Annotated in this window: 19 protein-coding genes; 13 read left to right on the top strand and 6 right to left on the bottom strand. The window is 31.2% G+C overall.

All coding sequences use genetic code 11. From position 1 onward, the window contains the following. Positions 1-7: 7 nt before the first annotated feature. The 8 genes from B2217_RS04370 to B2217_RS04335 all read left to right on the top strand — a co-directional run bounded on the left by B2217_RS04370 (position 8) and on the right by B2217_RS04335 (position 8,281). A complete protein-coding gene (locus B2217_RS04370) occupies positions 8-1,861 on the top strand; it encodes a type VI secretion system baseplate subunit TssF (RefSeq protein WP_180906423.1) in 1,854 nt (617 codons plus the stop codon). 6 nt (positions 1,862-1,867) lie between these two features. Further along, entirely contained in the window at positions 1,868-2,824 is a 957-nt protein-coding gene (locus B2217_RS04365) for a hypothetical protein (protein WP_244958033.1), read from the top strand. A gap of 55 nt (positions 2,825-2,879) precedes the next feature. Next, on the top strand, positions 2,880-3,779 hold the full coding sequence (locus B2217_RS04360; RefSeq protein WP_280045786.1) for a TssN family type VI secretion system protein: 900 nt from the start codon (positions 2,880-2,882) through the stop codon (positions 3,777-3,779). Next, on the top strand, positions 3,776-4,924 hold the full coding sequence (locus B2217_RS04355; protein ID WP_180906424.1) for a hypothetical protein: 1,149 nt from the start codon (positions 3,776-3,778) through the stop codon (positions 4,922-4,924). The genes B2217_RS04360 and B2217_RS04355 overlap by 4 nt, the downstream gene beginning before the upstream one ends. A gap of 14 nt (positions 4,925-4,938) precedes the next feature. After that, positions 4,939-5,505, top strand: coding sequence for a type VI secretion system contractile sheath small subunit (locus tag B2217_RS04350; RefSeq protein ID WP_244958035.1), 567 nt, complete (start codon positions 4,939-4,941; stop codon positions 5,503-5,505). A 23-nt stretch (positions 5,506-5,528) separates the two neighbouring features. Then, positions 5,529-6,896: a DUF5458 family protein gene (locus tag B2217_RS04345; protein WP_291122129.1), complete on the top strand. Its 1,368-nt coding sequence runs from the start codon at positions 5,529-5,531 to the stop codon at positions 6,894-6,896. Between the two features lie 66 nt (positions 6,897-6,962). Continuing rightward, positions 6,963-7,418 carry a hypothetical protein gene (locus B2217_RS04340; RefSeq protein WP_180906426.1) on the top strand — a complete coding sequence of 152 codons (456 nt, stop codon included), beginning with the start codon at positions 6,963-6,965 and terminating at the stop codon, positions 7,416-7,418. 89 nt (positions 7,419-7,507) lie between these two features. Continuing rightward, positions 7,508-8,281: a glucose 1-dehydrogenase gene (locus B2217_RS04335; RefSeq protein ID WP_180906427.1), complete on the top strand. Its 774-nt coding sequence runs from the start codon at positions 7,508-7,510 to the stop codon at positions 8,279-8,281. Positions 8,282-8,351: 70 nt separating this feature from the next. Here the strand turns inward: B2217_RS04335 and B2217_RS04330 are convergent, their stop codons facing one another. Next, positions 8,352-9,791 carry an FAD-dependent oxidoreductase gene (locus tag B2217_RS04330; RefSeq protein WP_180906428.1) on the bottom strand — a complete coding sequence of 480 codons (1,440 nt, stop codon included), beginning with the start codon at positions 9,789-9,791 and terminating at the stop codon, positions 8,352-8,354. Between the two features lie 253 nt (positions 9,792-10,044). On the opposite strand from B2217_RS04330, the gene B2217_RS04325 reads away from it, so the two are divergent. From B2217_RS04325 to bioA, 5 genes are read left to right on the top strand one after another with little or no spacing between them, the layout of a single operon-like run. Then, a complete protein-coding gene (locus B2217_RS04325; RefSeq protein ID WP_180906429.1) occupies positions 10,045-10,662 on the top strand; it encodes a hypothetical protein in 618 nt (205 codons plus the stop codon). Further along, the gene (locus B2217_RS04320; protein WP_180906430.1) at positions 10,646-11,749 is read left to right on the top strand and encodes an aminotransferase class I/II-fold pyridoxal phosphate-dependent enzyme; all 1,104 of its coding nucleotides are present in this window, start codon (positions 10,646-10,648) and stop codon (positions 11,747-11,749) included. Before B2217_RS04325 ends, B2217_RS04320 begins: the two co-directional genes overlap by 17 nt. Further along, positions 11,742-12,365: a dethiobiotin synthase gene (gene bioD, locus B2217_RS04315; RefSeq protein WP_291122128.1), complete on the top strand. Its 624-nt coding sequence runs from the start codon at positions 11,742-11,744 to the stop codon at positions 12,363-12,365. Before B2217_RS04320 ends, bioD begins: the two co-directional genes overlap by 8 nt. A 6-nt stretch (positions 12,366-12,371) precedes the next feature. Further along, positions 12,372-13,367 (top strand): biotin synthase BioB, encoded by a 996-nt coding sequence (bioB, locus tag B2217_RS04310; RefSeq protein WP_180906432.1) that lies wholly within the window; start codon positions 12,372-12,374, stop codon positions 13,365-13,367. Then, positions 13,355-14,626: an adenosylmethionine--8-amino-7-oxononanoate transaminase gene (gene bioA, locus B2217_RS04305; protein ID WP_180906433.1), complete on the top strand. Its 1,272-nt coding sequence runs from the start codon at positions 13,355-13,357 to the stop codon at positions 14,624-14,626. Before bioB ends, bioA begins: the two co-directional genes overlap by 13 nt. 273 nt (positions 14,627-14,899) lie before the next feature. Here the strand turns inward: bioA and B2217_RS04300 are convergent, their stop codons facing one another. From B2217_RS04300 to B2217_RS04280, 5 genes are all read right to left on the bottom strand, one after another. Further along, positions 14,900-16,177 (bottom strand): amidohydrolase family protein, encoded by a 1,278-nt coding sequence (locus B2217_RS04300; protein ID WP_180906434.1) that lies wholly within the window; start codon positions 16,175-16,177, stop codon positions 14,900-14,902. Between the two features lie 22 nt (positions 16,178-16,199). Continuing rightward, a complete protein-coding gene (locus B2217_RS04295) occupies positions 16,200-16,907 on the bottom strand; it encodes a DsbA family oxidoreductase (RefSeq protein ID WP_180906435.1) in 708 nt (235 codons plus the stop codon). 180 nt (positions 16,908-17,087) lie between these two features. Then, positions 17,088-17,720 (bottom strand): NAD(P)H-dependent oxidoreductase, encoded by a 633-nt coding sequence (locus tag B2217_RS04290; RefSeq protein WP_180906436.1) that lies wholly within the window; start codon positions 17,718-17,720, stop codon positions 17,088-17,090. 30 nt (positions 17,721-17,750) lie between these two features. Then, positions 17,751-18,224: a hypothetical protein gene (locus B2217_RS04285; protein WP_180906437.1), complete on the bottom strand. Its 474-nt coding sequence runs from the start codon at positions 18,222-18,224 to the stop codon at positions 17,751-17,753. Between the two features lie 20 nt (positions 18,225-18,244). Beyond that, positions 18,245-18,458, bottom strand: a 214-nt coding sequence (locus tag B2217_RS04280; protein ID WP_291122127.1) for a YciI family protein, incomplete at its 5' end; no start/stop codon positions are given.

Here is an 18,458-nt window from a genome sequence, read left to right as displayed (position 1 = left end):
ATAAATAATGAACCTAAACCAACAAATATATTCTAAAGAATCAATAAAAGCGAGGATGTTGCAAAATGCAACAAAACTATGGGGTGTAAAAAATATACAAGCTTTAGACCCTTTGGTTAAACTTTTAATTGATGCTTTTAGTACAGAAGTTTTCAAAGCGAATAACGAAATACAAAATGTTAATGGACGTATTTTAGAGAAATTGGCGCGTCTATTAACGCCAACAAAATATACGCATCCAAATCCTGCACATGCGATCGCTTTTTGTATTGCTGAGGAAGATAAAGAATTGTTATTAGAACATTCGGAGTTTTTTTTCAAAAAACATCTTAATTCTTTCCGTAAAGTTCAATCCGATCAACAAATCGAAATTCCATTTACACCAATTGATAATGTAGAAATTATCAATGCACAAACGGTTTTGATGGTTGCTGGAAACACAGTTTATGAGATTGATGAGCAATTGAATAAATTACCAGTTAGTAGAATTTCGAATTCAATAGAGAATTATAGAAAAATCAAAATAGGATTAGACTTTTCTAATTTTTCATCTGAAATTTTTCCAGAAAGTCTCAATTTTTATTGCTCAAATCCAACTTTCGAACATATAGATTTTGTGTATCGCTTGTTGCCGCATATTAAAATTACGTGTAACGAAAATGAACTAAATATTACTTCAGGAAAAAATTATCCTAAAATTGAAGAAATTCAAGGATATGAAGGATTGTTTCGAGATCAATCAATCTTATTCAAATTGAAGGAAGATATTAAAAATATTTATTCAGATAAATTTATTGAAGTTGATGGATTTAATCCTAAAGTTGCTGACAACTTTTCGAATTGGCCAGAAGAATTATATGATCAAATTCAATTAATTCAACAGTATAAGGATAGAAATTTAGTTTGGTTGACGGTAGAATTTCCGCCACAATATGATCAAGATATTTTAGAGAATTTTTCATTTGTTTTGAATGCATTTCCAATTTATAATCGAGGATGGAAAAAGACAGAATATAATTTGGACATAATGGGAAACAATATTCCTTTAGAAACAGCTGATAACGAATATTTTCTTTATGTAGATGAGGTAATAGATGAATTAGGGAAAAAATATACAGAAATTCCTTTTATGCCTACAAACGATTTGGAACGTGGTTTATATACAGTTCGTAGAGGAGGAATGGAGCGTTTTAACGCACGAAATGCAGTTGATTTATTATCAAATGTAATGGAATTATTGCGTGATGAAGTTGCTGCTTTTTCGGTTTACAATCGTGATAATGTAAAAGATGTTTTAGGCGAAATATCTATAAAAGTGAAAGGTTTGATGATAAAAACCGATCAAGTAAATAGACAGCTAAAAGACGATGTGAATTATGTGATTATAGAACCTGTAGAAAATTCGGGGCATACATATGCTACTTTTTGGATGACAAATTGTTCTATGGCGAATAGTTTGCGTCCTGGAACTGAATTAAGTTCACAAAAAAATCAACAGAAAATCTATTTATTAACCGAAACAATAGGAGGTTTAGAGGAACAAAAACGTTCGGATACAATTTTGGCTTATAAATATGCTTTGACAACTCGCGATAAAATTATATCGAAAGAAGATGTTAAGAATTATTGTAAAATGGAGTTGCGCGATGAAGTTAAAAAGATTAGCGTAAAACGTGGAACAATGATTAGTGATCGACCAAAAGAAGGCTTTATTAGAACAGTAGATGTTGAAATTATTCCAATTAATTATGCGTTTTATGGACAAAAATATTGGGACAATGTCGCAGATGTTTTGAAGAATAATATTAAGCTAAAAGCAATTGATGGAGTTGAATATCGTGTTAATATTAATGAAAATTAAGATGATATGATGGAAGTTGAAGAGCAGATATTATACAACATATCGGATAAAAATTACAACAAATTACAAACTGATTTTAAAGCAGAAGCTGTTGCGGTAAATCTTTTGAGGTATTACAAATCTAATGCTTCAGTATTTTTGAAACGAGTCGGAATTAATGAGCGTCCTTACCTTAAAGATATCAAAAGCATTACGTCTTCTTATTATGGATTTGATGAGGAAAGTATTTTAATTGAATCGTATCGCGAAAGTATATACGATTATTTGCCAGAAGGGCTTTTTCATCCGGCATCTTTAGGAATTAGTAATCGAAATATTGAAAAAGTTGTTCTTGAGATTAAAAAACAGAAAGAAGTAGAAGAAAATGCACGTAAGTTTTTTCAACCCTTCGAATTAGAATTTTTTAACACAGAAGTTCTTTCTTTAATAAAAGAAACTGAGTTTGATATTGCTGATAAATCTGGAGAAATTGTAAAAATTGTTTCGGAGTTGTGGCCTTTATTAAAACAGGTTGATAGTGAAACAGCAAAGATTTTTTATTATATCCTTCCATTTTTACATGAGGTGAGAGGAAATACAAAATGGATTAGTCATTTTTTGAGCGCATTTAATAATGTTCCTGTTTCAATTAGTTTTCAGCCAAATCAAATCGATGAACAAGACGACGAAGAAAAAAGTACTGTTTTAGGTACCGCAAAATTAGGAATAACATTAATTCCGAACGGAAAACATATGGATGGAGAACGAAACTGGGTAGTAAACATTGGTCCAGTTCCGTACAATAAAATCTATCGTTATGTTTCAGGACATCCTTTTCGTGAATTATTAGAATCTATTTATGATTATTTGATGCCTGTAACCGTTAAGATTTTTGAAAATTTTATTACAGAAAATAACGAGAACTCCTTCGTTTTAGGGGGAAATAAAAATACAAGCCGATTAGGCTATTCAACATTTATATAAAAAAGTGATGTTTATTTTTTTAACAACAACTAATATAGAAATGGAACCAGCTTCTATGAAAACAATTTTTTTTAGGTACTTATTAATGCCATTGATCGTTGCGATTTTGGTTTTTATAATGGGACTTATTAGAAAAGCAAAACCTGCAATCCAAATAAAACATATTATTGTATATGTCTTATTAAGTGGATTATGTTTGGCTTTGCCAGGTTTTTTTGGTTTTTCCGGAAATCTATTCAATCCATTTTGGTACTTAATTTCTCAAATAGTTTACTTGGGATTAGGAATTATTCATGTTAATCTTTTGCACAAATATTTTCGAAAACATATCGATAAAGTTTGGATGAGTATCCTTTTTGAAAGTGTAATGACTTTAACGTGTATTGCATTTGGAGGTTATCTTTTTACAATGATTTTTAAATACATGGGAGATGGATTAGGTAATCCGTATATGGCAGCGACAAGTATATTTACGTTTGTTTTGCCTTTAGCGTTTTACTATTGTTATATTCAATTTATCAGTATTCCTTTTGATATTTATAAAACATGGAGATATGATCCAGATCAAAAACCTTTCAATTTTGATGGAGTAGATTTCGATCGATTGATGGTGTTAAATGTAGAGTTAGGAAAAAATATTGATGATAGTAAAAGATTTTTGATAAAAGCAAAAACTCTTCCTACGGAAATCACTTTTGGAGATTGGTTTTTTAGAGTAGTGGATGATTATAATTTCAAAAATCCAAATACGATTATTGAATTAATAGATCAAAATAAAGAATCTTATTATTGGATATTTTATGTAAAGAAATCATTCTTTAGCAAGCGAAGATATGTTGATTTTGAGCGAGATATTACAACAAACAGAATTACAGAAAACGAAACAATTATTTGTAAACGTGTAATTCGTCATCAAGAAGAAGGAGTTAAAAAACTTAATAATACAAACCTATGATACAGACAATAAAACATTATCCTGTCAATTGGGTAGATGGAATGAAGATTTCTCAACAGCATTTGATTGATCAAGAGAATTTTGTGATTGATAGTCTTAGAGATTCTAATTCGATATTAATCAATAATTTTAATTATGGTTTATTACCAATTTCTGATCAACATGCAGATAAATCTGTTTATGAAATCTTGAATACCGCTACCAACGATGCGCAGTTAATTATAAAACGTTGTTCGGCAGTAACCAAAGCTGGTTATCGAATAGAATTGGTGGATTATAACGTCAACATCCGATCGTTAACGAAAAAAACAGATGGAGTAGAACAGGAAGAGCAAGATGGAGATTATTACATTATTGCATCTGTCAATCTGTTTGAGAAAATACCTTTTGGTGACATTGATCCAGAGGAAATTCCGCCAAGACATCCTCATACTTTGCCAAAATATAAGATAGAATTGGTAAATACAACTATTCTTAATAGTAGTTATTCTGGTGGAGATTATTTGGTTTTAGGAAAAGTAATGATTAAATCAAATATTGCACAAATTGATTCACATTTTATTCCGCCTTGTGTGTCTGTTCAAAGTCATCCAAAATTGGTTGAGCATTATAATTCGTTTGTAATCTCGTTGAGTAATATTCGTCAATTTGCTTTCCGAATTATTCAAAAATCGGCACATAAAAATCAAAATACGGCTTTAGCACAAAATGTAAAAACACTTTGTCAAACTGTAATTAGTACAATTGGTGAAAATTATTTCGAATTTAAGAATATTGTGATGAATCAACCACCAATATTTATGATGAATATTTTTTCAAAATTCGCGCTTCATTTATACAATAATACGCAAATGATGATTCCTGCTGAGTTAGAAGAAATGTTAAATTATAGTTTGGAATGGAGTGAAGTTGCTCCGCATACAATTCTGAATAATTTGACAACAGTTGCTGAAATTAATTATGATCATCATAATTCTGGTGAAGCTTTCATGCAAATCAATCATATGCTAAGAAGTTTGGAAATTGTTTTCGGGAAGTTGAGCGAATTAGATTATATCGGACAACGCAAAGAAAGTATCATTGTAAATGAACAAGAAGTAAAATCGAACATCGATCCTAAAAAAGGATGGAGTGTAATTGATTAAATAAAATCATCATTATGATTCGTAAAATATTTGATTTAAAACAAATCGTTAAAAATTTTATCGATCATTCTATTTTTAAGAAAAATACAGAAAATAAACATAAACAAAACATTAACTTAAAATCAAACACTATGGCAGTATATAATTATGGAGTTGGAGGTAACGAAGTAAAAGTAGATGCTAACGAAGCTATCCAAAATATACAAGAAAACAGAACTTTACTTGTAAGTCAATTAACATCAGACGAACCATTTGTACCAGAAGTAGTAAAAGGTTTAAAAACGATTGAAGATGTATTTCGTCATTTCGAGCCTTCTGTGTCTGTACAACATCAAACAGAAGATGGAACAATTATCGATGAAGAATTTAGATTTCAGAATTTAGGAGATTTTACACCTAAAACATTAACCCAAAAATCTGATTATTTAAAACAATTAAGTATCGAACAAGAGCAATACAATAAGATTTTGAGACAGTTGAAAAACAATAAAATCTTGAAAACTATTGTTGAAAATGAGCAAACGAAAGAAGCTTTAATTGATGTCTTAAAAGAAATTGCTCAAGAATTAGAGAAGAAATAATTTTCTATTAAAATTTTACTATCATGGAAAACAAACCACAACCAATACAAGGACAACAGCATGAACAAAGTCAAGAACAGCAATTTGCTCAGAAGAAAGGAAATGCGCTTGATGTTTTAAATAAAGTAGGAGGATTTAATTTTGTAGAAACTGTCGTTGACGGAGTTGCAAATATGAATCCGACAAGAAAAGCGCGTAAAGAGATTTTCTTAAATGATCAAAATAAAGAAGAAGAGCGTAAAGATTTATTGAAAAAAATTAATCTTTGGGTTGAATTATTAGAAGATAATAAATCAATCGATCAAATGGCAGATTCTTCTAAAAATAAAGCACTATCAGCAGAAAACAATCTAAAATCAAACTTAAAAAATACATTAGATACTGTTCGCGATTTAGAAACTTCTTACCGTACAATAGCTCAGTTTTATAAAAATACAGAGTTAGATAAAGTTAATAATGTGAGTGTTGTAAATGCAAGTTTAGAGCAATTGCAAGATTTGGATAATCCCTTATTTATTGATGCAATTTCGGAAGAATTTAAACAAAATTATGATCGTTTAGATTTACGCGATAATTACTCAATTTTAGCTTTACCAGGTTATCTAGGATCGAATAAAGTTGTAGAAAAATGGGCAAAAGTTTGTAACGAAAACAAAGTAATGTTGGTTACTGATTTTGCGAATTTAGATAAACCAGATGATGTAGTTGATTTATTTGATTCTGCAAATTTAACAGGAGGAGAGTTGCACAGAAGTAATGTAATTATGACGTGTAATTGGCTTGTAGGACGCGGTAGAGCAGAGGAAGTAGGTGAAGAAGAAAATGTAGATTTGCCACCTTCAACGTCTTTGGTAGGTAAAATTTATAAAACATTGATGTCTCAAGTTGCAGCAGGAAAAAAACATGGAAATATCAACGAAGTTGATGCCGTTAAATTCGATTTGAAGAAAAGTGAAATTTCTCAATTAGAAAAAATGGGATTGGTTCCGATGGTAAACGAATATGGGAAAATCATGGCTTTTTCTGCAAAAACGTTGTTCAACGGAGACAATATTGGTTTACAAACTTATTCTGTCGTTCGTGTTTTTGATTATGTGACGAAAGTATTGTTAGATTTCTTAAATCGACGTGCTTTTGAAAACTGGAATCCTCGTAATGAAGATGATTTGAGAAGACAAATCGTACAGTTCTTAGATGAAATTAAAGGACCAGATAAATTAATCGAAAAGTTCAAAATTGTACGTTTTGAGCAAGATAAAGTAAATAAAGATCGTGTTTGGTTAGATATTCGTATGACACCATATTTTCCAACAAAAAGTTTTGTGATCAAATTAGATGGTCACAAAGGTGATGATGGAAATGAGTGGGAAGCAGAATATCAACAAGAATAATTTTTTACAAGGATTTTTTATAAGGAATTTGCTTTCGAGTAAGTTCCTTTTTTTAACTTAATCAGAATGAAAAATATCAATTATACTATTATTCTTACAATTTTAATTATTCCGATTTTCTTCTATAGCTGTAAAAAAAGTTATGAAAGACCAGACGAATATGAAGTTGATTTATTTAAGAATGAACGAGTATCGAATGATACTGTTCAGATGTTAACGAAAGAAAAATCTTTTGAGCAAGCTGAAATAGTTATTTTTACAAATGAGATTAAACTTTTGGATAGTATGGTAAAACAAGGAAAAACACCTATTTATGTTTATCAACTTACAAACGGAAAAATTGAAAAAGGAATAAAAGATAGTGTGAATTTCCCAATGAATATTCTTTCTACAAGAGCAATTAATAAATCGGAGAAATCAACTAAAATTTATTTAGAGGATTTAAAATCATTCAAATTATTAGTCTCTGATTTTGATATTAAGTATCAAATAATTTTTCGTTCTCCACTTTCAGAGGATTGAGAAATAAATTCTTTTATAAAAAAAACACTAACTTTAGATATTGTCAATTTCTACTATTTATTAGTATTTAATTCAAAAAAAAGAATCATATGGATACATCAAAATTATTTGATTTAACAGGAAAAACTGCTATTGTAACAGGAGGTGGTAATGGTATAGGAAAAGCTTGTTGTGAAATGCTTGCCGCATATGGAGCTAATGTAGTGGTGTCGGATTATAAGATAGAACCTGCAAATAAAGTTGTGGAAGAAATTACATCAAAAGGAGGAAAGGCAATTGCACTGGATTGTGATGTGACAAAAGATGAGGCATTAGTAAATTTGGTTGAAAAGACGCTAGAAGCTTATGGACAAATTAATATTTTAGTAAATAATGTAGGTGGCGGTGGAGCTGGAAGAGAAAGTCCATATGAAATTTCTGTTAATGAGTTTGAACGAGTTTTTCAGATGAATGTTTTTAGTATGTGGCGTTTATGTCAGTTAGTTTCTCCGCATATGAAATCTTCTGGCTACGGAAGTATTATCAATATGTCGTCTATGGCATCTATTAATAAAAGTCCTGCTATTAGTGCTTATGCTTCATCTAAAGCGGCTATTAATCATATGACACGTAATTTGGCTTTTGATTTTGGACCAGAAATTAGAATCAATGCTGTTGGACCAGGTGCTATTCGTACACAGGCTTTACAAACTGTTTTGACTCCTGAAATAGAGAAAACCATGTTAAAACATACACCTTTAGAACGCCTTGGAGAACCAGAAGATATTGCAGGTGCTGTATTGTATTTTGCGGCTCCAGTTTCGGTTTGGGTTAGCGGACAAGTACTGTTTGTAAATGGTGGGGGAGTACAAACATTAGATTAATTTATATTTGTGATGTAATGAAAAAGGAAACATTTTGTACAGAGTTTAAAATGTTTCCTTTTTTAATTATTTAAATACTGGAAGACCATTTAGAACCGAACGTAACGTTTCCTTCCTGAAGCACAATATCTGAATGTAGAAATTTGGCTGCATCTGCTGATTTTTTTACTTTAACGCTACTTCGTTCCATCATTTCTTTTTCGTATTGTTGTAAAACTTCTTCACGCAAATTAATCTGTTTATTTTGAATATTGTTATAAGCTGAAGTAATTTTTTGCGCCAATAACAAAGCATCTAACAAAGCTTGATTTGCACCTTGCCCTTTAAAAGGACTCATAGGATGAGCCGCATCGCCTATTAAAGTAACTGGACCAGCATTTTCTAATAAGTTTGACATTAATAAATCTCGATCATAAACTGGGTATCCAGTGATTTGTTGGGATTCTGTAGCTGTAATAATTTCAGGAATAGGAGAGTGCCAATGCGTTCTTTTAGCGACTTCTATCTTTAACGCCTCTGAACCTTTTTTACTCAAAGCTATCGCTTCATTTTCTAACATTGGAAAACTAAATTGCCACATAACCGAATTTTTGTCATAAGGCATCATATACATCCGTTCTGTTCCATTTGCTGTTTGAAATACCGTTGCACCATCCAACAAATGATTTTCTAAATTTGCTAAAGCATCCAGTTTACAAATGCCTAAAATAACAATACAACCCAAATAACGTAATGGACTATTTTCCTCATTTATAACCAATCGACGAACTGTACTTCGTATGCCATCTGCACCAATAAGTAAATCAGCTTTAAAGTTTTTTTGAATTCCATCAACATCAAACGTTAATTCTATTTTATCATTAACTTTAAAATCGATTAATTGATGATTCCATAAGACTTGATTATCACCACCTAATTGATTCAAAAAAGCTAAGCGTAAAGATTGCCTCGCAATATGAATATTGGTATGTTTATTCTTGTTTTTAGCTTCAATTGCTTCTTTATCTTGCAATTTTCTTATTCCCCATTCGCCAATCACATTTCCTTCTATAGTATGTGCTAAATGCAATGTAGAAACTATTCCTTCCTCTAAAGTTTGGATTCCAAATTTTTTTAATTCTTTACTTGCTTGTTGTAACGTTAGCCCATAACCTTGCGAACGATCGTTGAAAGCTCGATCACGTTCAAAAAGTGTAAAAGGAATTTGACGATGTAAACACGCTAATGCCAATGCAATTCCACCAATTCCAGCTCCGACAATTGCGACATGAGGATATTTTTTTTCGTTAAATGAAGGGCGTTCATTTGTAGTGATCAAACCAGTTCCTGAGCAAATAGTACAGATCTGCATCGAACTTTTTGGTTTATTCGGAGTAATAAAATTTTCATTCTTTTTAGATTGAGCAACAGCTGATTCATAACGCGATAGTTTCCTTTTCGAAACTCCTTGACTTTTTTTTCCAAGTCCATTACAATTCTTGCAGCTTATCCAATTTTCTCGAGTACTCAATTTAAAAGTTTTTGCAAAAATAAGATTTAAGTAGCTATTTAGAAAAATCTAATCGTAAAAGATAGAATTAATAGATGAATAATGAATTTTTCTGTAATAATAGTTTTCATTATTCAACTTTTTTATAGTGATGATTCTAAACTTTTTCAGAGATTCTAAAATGGGTTTAATACGTCCGGACTATCATATATTACAAAAGTGGAGTGTATGTATGATCCGTTTGACTTATAATTTTGGCCAAAAATAAAATCAATTGAAAAATATATTAAATCATATTGTTTTAGAACCAAAATTACATGTAAAGTGGCTTAATACACTTTCGTTTATGGAAAATGCAGGAGCACGAAAAATTTCGGCATGTGAACACAAAACTTTTGTGAATCTTATTCAATTGAAACATGCAGCAGAGGAACATCGTCATGCTTATTATTTGAAAAAGCAAATTATAAAATTGATTCCGGATGCTTGTGTCAATTATGAGCCTATTTATCTTTTAGTACCAAAAGCAACAATGTATTATTTACATCAATTAGATATTCAGGTTTGTCGTTTGTTGAAGAAAGAATTTAATCTTGATGGAGAAGACTTAAAATACGCAGCCTATTTGTTTGTGACTTACGCTATTGAAGTTAGGGCAGATGAATTGTATCCAATATATCAAGATGTTTTGACAGCACATCAACAAAAAGTGATGGTGAAATCAATTATTGTCGAAGAAGAAGGTCATCTTGAAGAAATGATTTCACAATTAAAAGAATTTCATAATGAATGGGAAATTTATGCAAATCAAGTGATACAACTAGAAGAAACGTTGTTTGCACATTGGATTTCTGCAATTGAAAATGAACTGAATAATGTCGAAATTTTTTAATTTATTGCGACTATCTCTATTTGAAAGAGAACAAAAAGGAATTAAAAGAACATTAAAAGTTCGCTCTTCTGGAATTGATTTTTATAGTAATGATTATTTAGGATTAGCTAAAAATGAAATTTTACATCAGCAAATTTTAAATGAGTTTATAGCACAACCAACCTTACTTTATGGTTCTACTGGAGCACGTTTGATTAGTGGGAATTCCGATTATTTAAGTGAAACGGAAGAGCTGATTGCGAAAGAACATAAAGTAGAAGCTGCAATACTTTTTTCATCTGGATATAATGCTAATTTAGCACTCTTTTCCGCACTTTTAACTCGACATGATACTGTTATAGTTGATGAAAATATACATCGTTCAGTGCATGATGGGATTAAATTATCCAACGCAAAAAAATTAAAATTTAAACATAACGATTTAGATCATTTAGAGAAATTATTACAAAGAGTAAAAGAGCGTTGTTTTATCGCGGTAGAAAGTTTGTATTCGATGGATGGTGATTGTGCTCCATTAATTGAACTGGTTGAATTAGCCCATAAATACAATGCTGCATTAGTGGTAGATGAAGCTCATGCTTTTGGTGTTTTTGATTACGGATTGGTTCATCAATTGGGATTACAACACAAAGTATTTGTAACGGTTGTAACCTATGGAAAAGCAATGGGAATGAGCGGTGCTTCTATTTTAGCTAATCAGTTAGTGATTGATTATCTCATTAATTATGCTTCACCTTTTATTTACACCACAGCTATTACTGATTTTCATGTGACAGGTTTACGAAAAGGTTATCAGTTTATCAAAGAAAATAAATCGCTTCAAGAAAGTTTACAACATAATATATCACATTTTAGAAATAGTAATTTAACTAGTTCTTCGAATAAAAATAGTCCAATTCAAATTCTAAAGTTTGAGTCTACAAACCAATTGACCAAAATCAAAAATCAATTAGAAGAGGTTGAAATAAACACTTTTGCGGTATTTCCACCTACAGTAGCAGAAGAGCGCTTACGAATCTGTTTGCATGCTTTTAATACACAAGAAGAAATTAATCAATTAATAGAAAAGATAAAGGAAAATGTCTAAACAATTATTTGTTACAGGAATAGGGACAGGAGTTGGAAAAACAATTGTTTCAGCAATATTAACTGAAGCTTTACAAGCTGATTATTGGAAACCAATACAATCAGGAGATTTAGATTCATCAGATAGTTTGTTGGTTGAATCGTTAACTTCTCCAAAACTGAAGATTCATCAAGAACGTTATGCTTTACAAAAAGCCGCTTCACCACATCAATCTGCAAAAGAAGAAGTAATTGATATCAATTTAAATGATTTTGAAATTCCCAAAACAACCAATTCTCTTATTATTGAAGGAGCGGGCGGATTATTTGTTCCTATTAATGAAGAAGATTTTATGATTGATCTTGTTCAGCAATTTAATCTTCCAACAGTTGTGGTTGCAACGAATTATTTGGGTTGTATTAATCATACATTATTAACGATTGAAATACTGAAATTAAGAAATATCACTATCGAATATTTTGTGTTTAATGGTGAATTTGATGAAGACACTTCTCGTGTTATAAAAAATCATTTGCCTTCGGATATTTCTATCATCATTACACCAAAACTCAATTCAATAAACTCAAGCGAAGTGAGAAATATTGCAGAAACAATTAAGCATCAATTTAATATTTAAAATACAATGAAAATATCAAACAAAACACGTCATGATTGGACGAAAGAAGAAATCGAAAAAATTTATCATCAACCTTTATTGGATTTAGTATATCATGCATCCAAAACACATCGAGAATGGCACAATGCAAGAGAAGTACAAGTATGTACCTTGTTATCTGTAAAAACAGGTGGTTGTCCCGAAGATTGTTCATATTGCGGACAAGCAGCACGCTACCATACCGATATTAAAGTAGAAGCATTGTTACCAACAGCAACGGTATTAGCACATGCAAAGAAAGCAAAAGAAGCGGGCTCATCACGTTTTTGTATGGCAGCTGCTTGGCGAGAAGTACGAAATAATCGAGACTTTGATCGAATAATCGAAATGGTGAAAGGTGTAAATGAGTTGGGATTAGAAGTGTGTTGTACATTAGGAATGTTGACAGAAGAGCAAGCGATTCGTTTACAAGAAGCAGGTTTACACGCATATAATCATAATTTAGATACTTCCGAAGCTTATTACGATGAGATTATTTCTACACGTAAATTTGATAATCGAATCAATACGATACAAAATGTACGAAAAGCTGGGATTACAGTTTGTTCGGGCGGAATTATTGGTTTAGGAGAAACACATCAAGATCGAATTTCTATGCTATTAACTTTGTCAACAATGCCAAAACACCCAGAATCTGTACCTGTAAATGCTTTAGCAAGAGTAAAAGGAACGCCTTTAGAAAATAATCCGAAAGTAGATATTTGGGATATGGTTCGTATGATTGCAACAGCTCGTATTGTGATGCCTTCTTCGGTTGTTCGTTTAAGTGCTGGTCGAATAGAAATGACAGAAGTTGAACAAGCTTGGTGTTTTATGGCTGGTGCGAATTCTATTTTTACAGGAGAACGTGAAACCTTACTGGTAACACCTAATCCTGGGGTATCAGAGGATATGCAAATGTTTGAAAATTTAGGTTTACTACCAATGGTTAAACAAGAAACAAATCAGACATGTACACATTAAAAGAGCGCGATCAGTTGGTGAATTGGCATCCTTATACGCAGATGAAAAAAGCCAATAATATTATTCCAATTGTAAGAGGAGAAGGAAGTTATATTTACGATGAAAATAACAAGCAATATATTGATGCGGTTTCATCGTGGTGGGTATCGTTGCATGGGCATGCGCATCCGTATATCGCACAGAAAATGCACGAACAGCTAACAACTTTGGAACATGTTATTTTTGCAGGATTTACGCATCGACCTGCAATTGAATTGTCTGAACGTTTATTGGCTCTTTTACCAACCAACCAAAAAAAAGCATTTTACAGTGATAATGGATCAACAGCGATTGAGGTTGCATTAAAAATGTGTTTACAATATCATTTCAATAAAAAAGAAGATAGACCTGTGATTTTAGCGTTCAAAAATGCCTATCATGGCGATACTTTTGGCGCGATGTCGGTAAGTGGAAGAGGAATTTGGACAGAACCTTTTAACGAAAAGCTTTTTGATGTCATTTTTATTGATACACCGAATGCAGAAAATATAGAAGCTATTAAATCGCAAATAAAAGAAGTTGCAACTAAAGTAGCGTGTTTTATTTACGAACCTTTGATACAAGGAGCTTCGGGGATGTTGATGCATCAGGCTGAATATTTAGATCAATTGATGAGTTATTGTAGAGCACATAATATTTTAATGATTCAAGACGAGATTTTTGTTGGATTTGGTCGTACAGGTAAATTATTTGCAGCAAATCATTTGACAGAAGTTCCAGATATTATGTGTTTTTCGAAAGGCTTAACAGGTGGTACTTTACCTTTGGGCGTTACAACTTGTACAGACGAAATTTACCAAGCCTTTTATGCAGATGATTTGAATAAAACATTATTCCACGGACATTCTTTTACGGCAAGTCCATTGGCATGTACTGCTGCGTTAGCAAGTCTTGATTTGTTGTTACAAACCTCTACACAACAGCAAATTGAAAATATAGTGCATCAACATCAATTTTTTGTTGCATCTATTCAAAATCATCCTAAAGTAAAAGCGATAAGACAATGCGGAACTATTTTGGCGTTGGAATGGAATACAGACGAAGAAACGTCTTATTTTAGTGATATACACGAAAAGCTGTATCCTTACTTTTTAGAGAAAGGTATATTGTTGCGTCCATTAGGAAATATAATTTATTTGGTTCCTCCTTATTGTATTTCGACTGATGATCTAAATTATATTTATGATACGATTCGTCAAGCTTTAATTGAGTTGGTTTAGAATTTTTATACAAAAAAGGTAATGTTTAAGTAAACAACTACTTGTACAAAAATTTTATCTTTAAAAACTTAAAGAAGTTTACTTTATTAAGCTGTCTTATGTAACCTCATTTTTACTGAGGTTACTTTATTATAATCAGAATCAAAAATTGTATTTTTTTTTTTAAAGAGATGATTATCTGAAATACTATGCTTTCCTAATAAAAAAACCAGCAAACTTGATGTCGCTGGTTAATTTTTTAATTTGATATGAATTTTAATTTAAAAAGTGAACTTATTTTTCAACTACAATTTTTCCATCTTTTATGACTGTTTTTACTTTTTGAAGATCTGCAATTTGTTTTAGCGGATTACCATCAACAAGAATAACATCTGCAATTTTACCTGGTTCCAGAGTTCCTAAATTTTTTGCTCCCAAAGCTTTTCCGCCTTCTTTTGTTGCAGATAAAAGAATTGTTTTATTGTCAATTCCTTGACCAGTCATTACTCCTGTAACCATAGGTACTACTTCTGTTGGAGGAATTCCTGGAACATCAGAAGTGAATAATGGAACTGCTCCTGCTTTCAACATTACTTGGACGTTATTTTGCATAATATCATAATCATTTCTGTCTTTTGGAGTTGCAAAACCAAGTTTCATATAACGTTGCATAAAGCCAAGTGTAATTGCAATTGGAATTTTCTTTTCTCCAATTACTTTCAAATATTTTCCATCAACATCTTTTGTTTTTGCTGGAGGATGAATAAATACATCTACGCCAGCAGCTACCATATTAGGAACATCTTTTGCATCAGCATTATGAACAAACACTTTTAAATTATTTTTGTGTGCTTCATCAACAATAGCAGTTAAGACTTCTTTGTTGAATTTGGTTTGATTTGTTACACCATCATAAACAACAACATCAGCTTTTTGTTTTACTAATTTTTGAACAGATTTACGTGCTTCTTCAGGATTTTCAATTGGTAATCTTACATGTTCGTTACACCATTTTAAATCTTCTCCTTCTAGTCCAGCACATGCGTAATAATCACCAGATTTAAGTAAAACAGGACCAGCAGCAAAAACACGAGGTCCGCTAATTTCTCCTTTTGCAACTTTTTCTCTAACATTATAAATATATGGTTCAAAATCTATTGGAGAAAGTATAGATGTTATTCCTTGTTCTAAATGACCTTTTAAACGTTTAGTTAATTCATTTTCAATAAATTTATTTGCTTGAGCATCATTTGTTGCAGGCATTTTTGGAGGCATGTCATACATATTCCAGAATAAATGTAAATGTGAATTAATAAGTCCAGGCATAACAAACTTACCTCCTGCATCAATAGTTTTTGTAGCTTTTACATCAGTTATTTCACCTTTTTGTACTGCTACTATTTTTCCACCTTTGATAGTTACGCTTGCATTAGAAATAGGATCAATTCCTGTTGCATCAAAAACAGTTGCGTTTTTAATTAATAAATCTACTTTTGTTTTTTCTTTTTTACAAGCAATTAAAAGGGCTGCTGCAATAGCAATTAAAAAGCATTGTTTAAATAGTCTAATCATAATTTTATTGTTTAAGTTGTTTTTAGTCGCATTGACCATCTATAGAACATGATTGCCCATTTTGTATATCTAAGTTTGTTTTAGTTTGATTTAATTTCCATTCTTCAAATGCCTTTTCAATAGTGTTTGAAAATACATCCGAGGGTTGTGCTCCGGAAATACCGTACTTCCTATCAAGTACAAAAAAAGGAACTCCTGTTACACCTAATTGAATTGCTTCGTTAATATCATTTTTTACTTGATATGCATATATATCATCAGTAAAAGCTGCCGAAATTTCGTTTTCCTCTAAGCCGATTTCTTTAGCCAATTGTATTAAAGTATCTGTATCTGATACATTTTTCCCTTCTGTAAAAAATGCTTTGAAAAGTCTTTCTTCCATTTGAGATCCTTTTGCTTTACTTTTAGCAAATTGTATAAGACGATGTGCTTTAAAGGAATTGGTCATGATTGTTTTATCAAAATGATAGTCTAGACCTATTTGCTTAGCAGTAGTAGATACAGAGGCTAACATTTGATTTCCTTGCTCTTCGCTGACATTACGTTTTTTAGATAAATATCCTGCGTATGTATCGTTAACAACTTCGGGAATACTAGCATCCAATTGATAACTTTTCCAAATAATTTCAATTTGGTCTTTATATTCTAAATTCTCTAAAGCTTTTTCTAAATTATGTTTTCCAATATAACAAAAAGGACACATTACATCGCTCCAAATTTCTATTTTCATATTTGATTAGTTTTTTGTTGAAACAGATCATTATCAGAAATCCTATCTTTTAAGTTGTCTTAATGAGTATGATGCTATTTAGCGAAATAACAGTTTTTCTCTTAAGCTGTCTTTTAATAACATAGGTAATCTATTTTGAAATGAGTTTTGTTAATACAGAATTTGTAAAAAAATATTCTATTACTTAATTTCTGTAATAAACTCTTCTTTAGGTTGACGAACTTTTTTTAATGGAAATAACCAATCCTCTTCTATTTGTCTTTTGCCTAGAGCTAAAAGAACAACTGATCTTAATCCTTTTTCCTTTAATTTCAAAAATTCATCTATTCCTTCTTTACTAAATCCTTCCATTGGCGTAGCATCTACTCCTAGTTCTGCTGCTGCGGCAATTGCCATTCCAAAAGATATATGTGCTTGTTTAGCAGTGTGATGGTACTGTTCTTCTTCAGAAAATGTACTGAATAACTGTTTTAGACCTTCTACTGTGTCTGCTGTTTTTTCATTAGAAATACCTCGTTCTGAATTTGTATAATTATATACTTCATCAACTTTTTTATCTGGAATTGTTGCCCAAGATGTAAAAACAATCAAATGTGATGATTCTACAATTTGAGGTTGATTAAATGCTATTGGTTGAATTTGTTTTTTTACTTCAGGATTACTAATTACAAACAAATGTACTGGTTGTAATCCTGCAGATGTTGGAGCTAAACGCGCTGCTTCAATAATTTTATTTACTGTATCATCATCTAATTTTTCTCCTGTCATACGTTTTGTAGCGTATCTCCAGTTTAGCGCTTCTAATAATTTCATTTAAATATTAAGGGTATTAAATTGGTTTGATTATTTTAATTTATCTAATTTTCTATAAGCATTGAATAAATAGTAAATGGTAGCTAGTTCAAATATCATTCTAAATGCATTTGATACATTCCATATTTTTCCATAAAAACTTCCTTTTTCTGGATTCGCATAAAATCCTGAACCAAACATTTTTGATAATACAAAACCGACTATTAATGATGTAAGTATGGTAACTATTAGAGCTAAAATACTTGCCATTCTGTATTCGCGTTTTACACTATTAATTTTATTTAAAAATGTTAAAATCCAAATTGAGATTCCTGCAATTAATGTCATCGGTATAAAATATAGAGTTGGACTAGAATTGACAAAAAACATATTTAAGTGCTTCAGATGATTAGGATCTTCAATAATCCAATTAGGGCCAAAAACTATAGCTTCATATAGATTGCCAAAAAACCAATAGGCAATACCAAATATGGCAAATAGAGTCCAATTTTTTTGTTTCTTCAAGTTCATAAGGCTATCAAATACTATCTTAGTAAGATTTCTCGTATTTCTACACTTCCTCCAGCGACTAGAATAGGATTGGTTGCTGCAATTTTTTTGGCAGCTTCTAAATCTTCTACTTCTATAATTAGAAATCCAGTTAAGAAATGTTCAACTTCTTTAAAAGGTCCTTCTTTTACAGAACCATCAGCAAAAATTGTAGTTGCCATTGGAGGAATGGGAGGCATAGTTCCTCCT

This window comes from Empedobacter sp. UBA7620 (assembly GCF_002484185.1).
Lineage (GTDB): Bacteria > Bacteroidota > Bacteroidia > Flavobacteriales > Weeksellaceae > Empedobacter > Empedobacter falsenii_C.
Note: the sequence above shows the minus strand (reverse complement) of the source record. Positions and strands in the feature narration are given on the sequence as shown.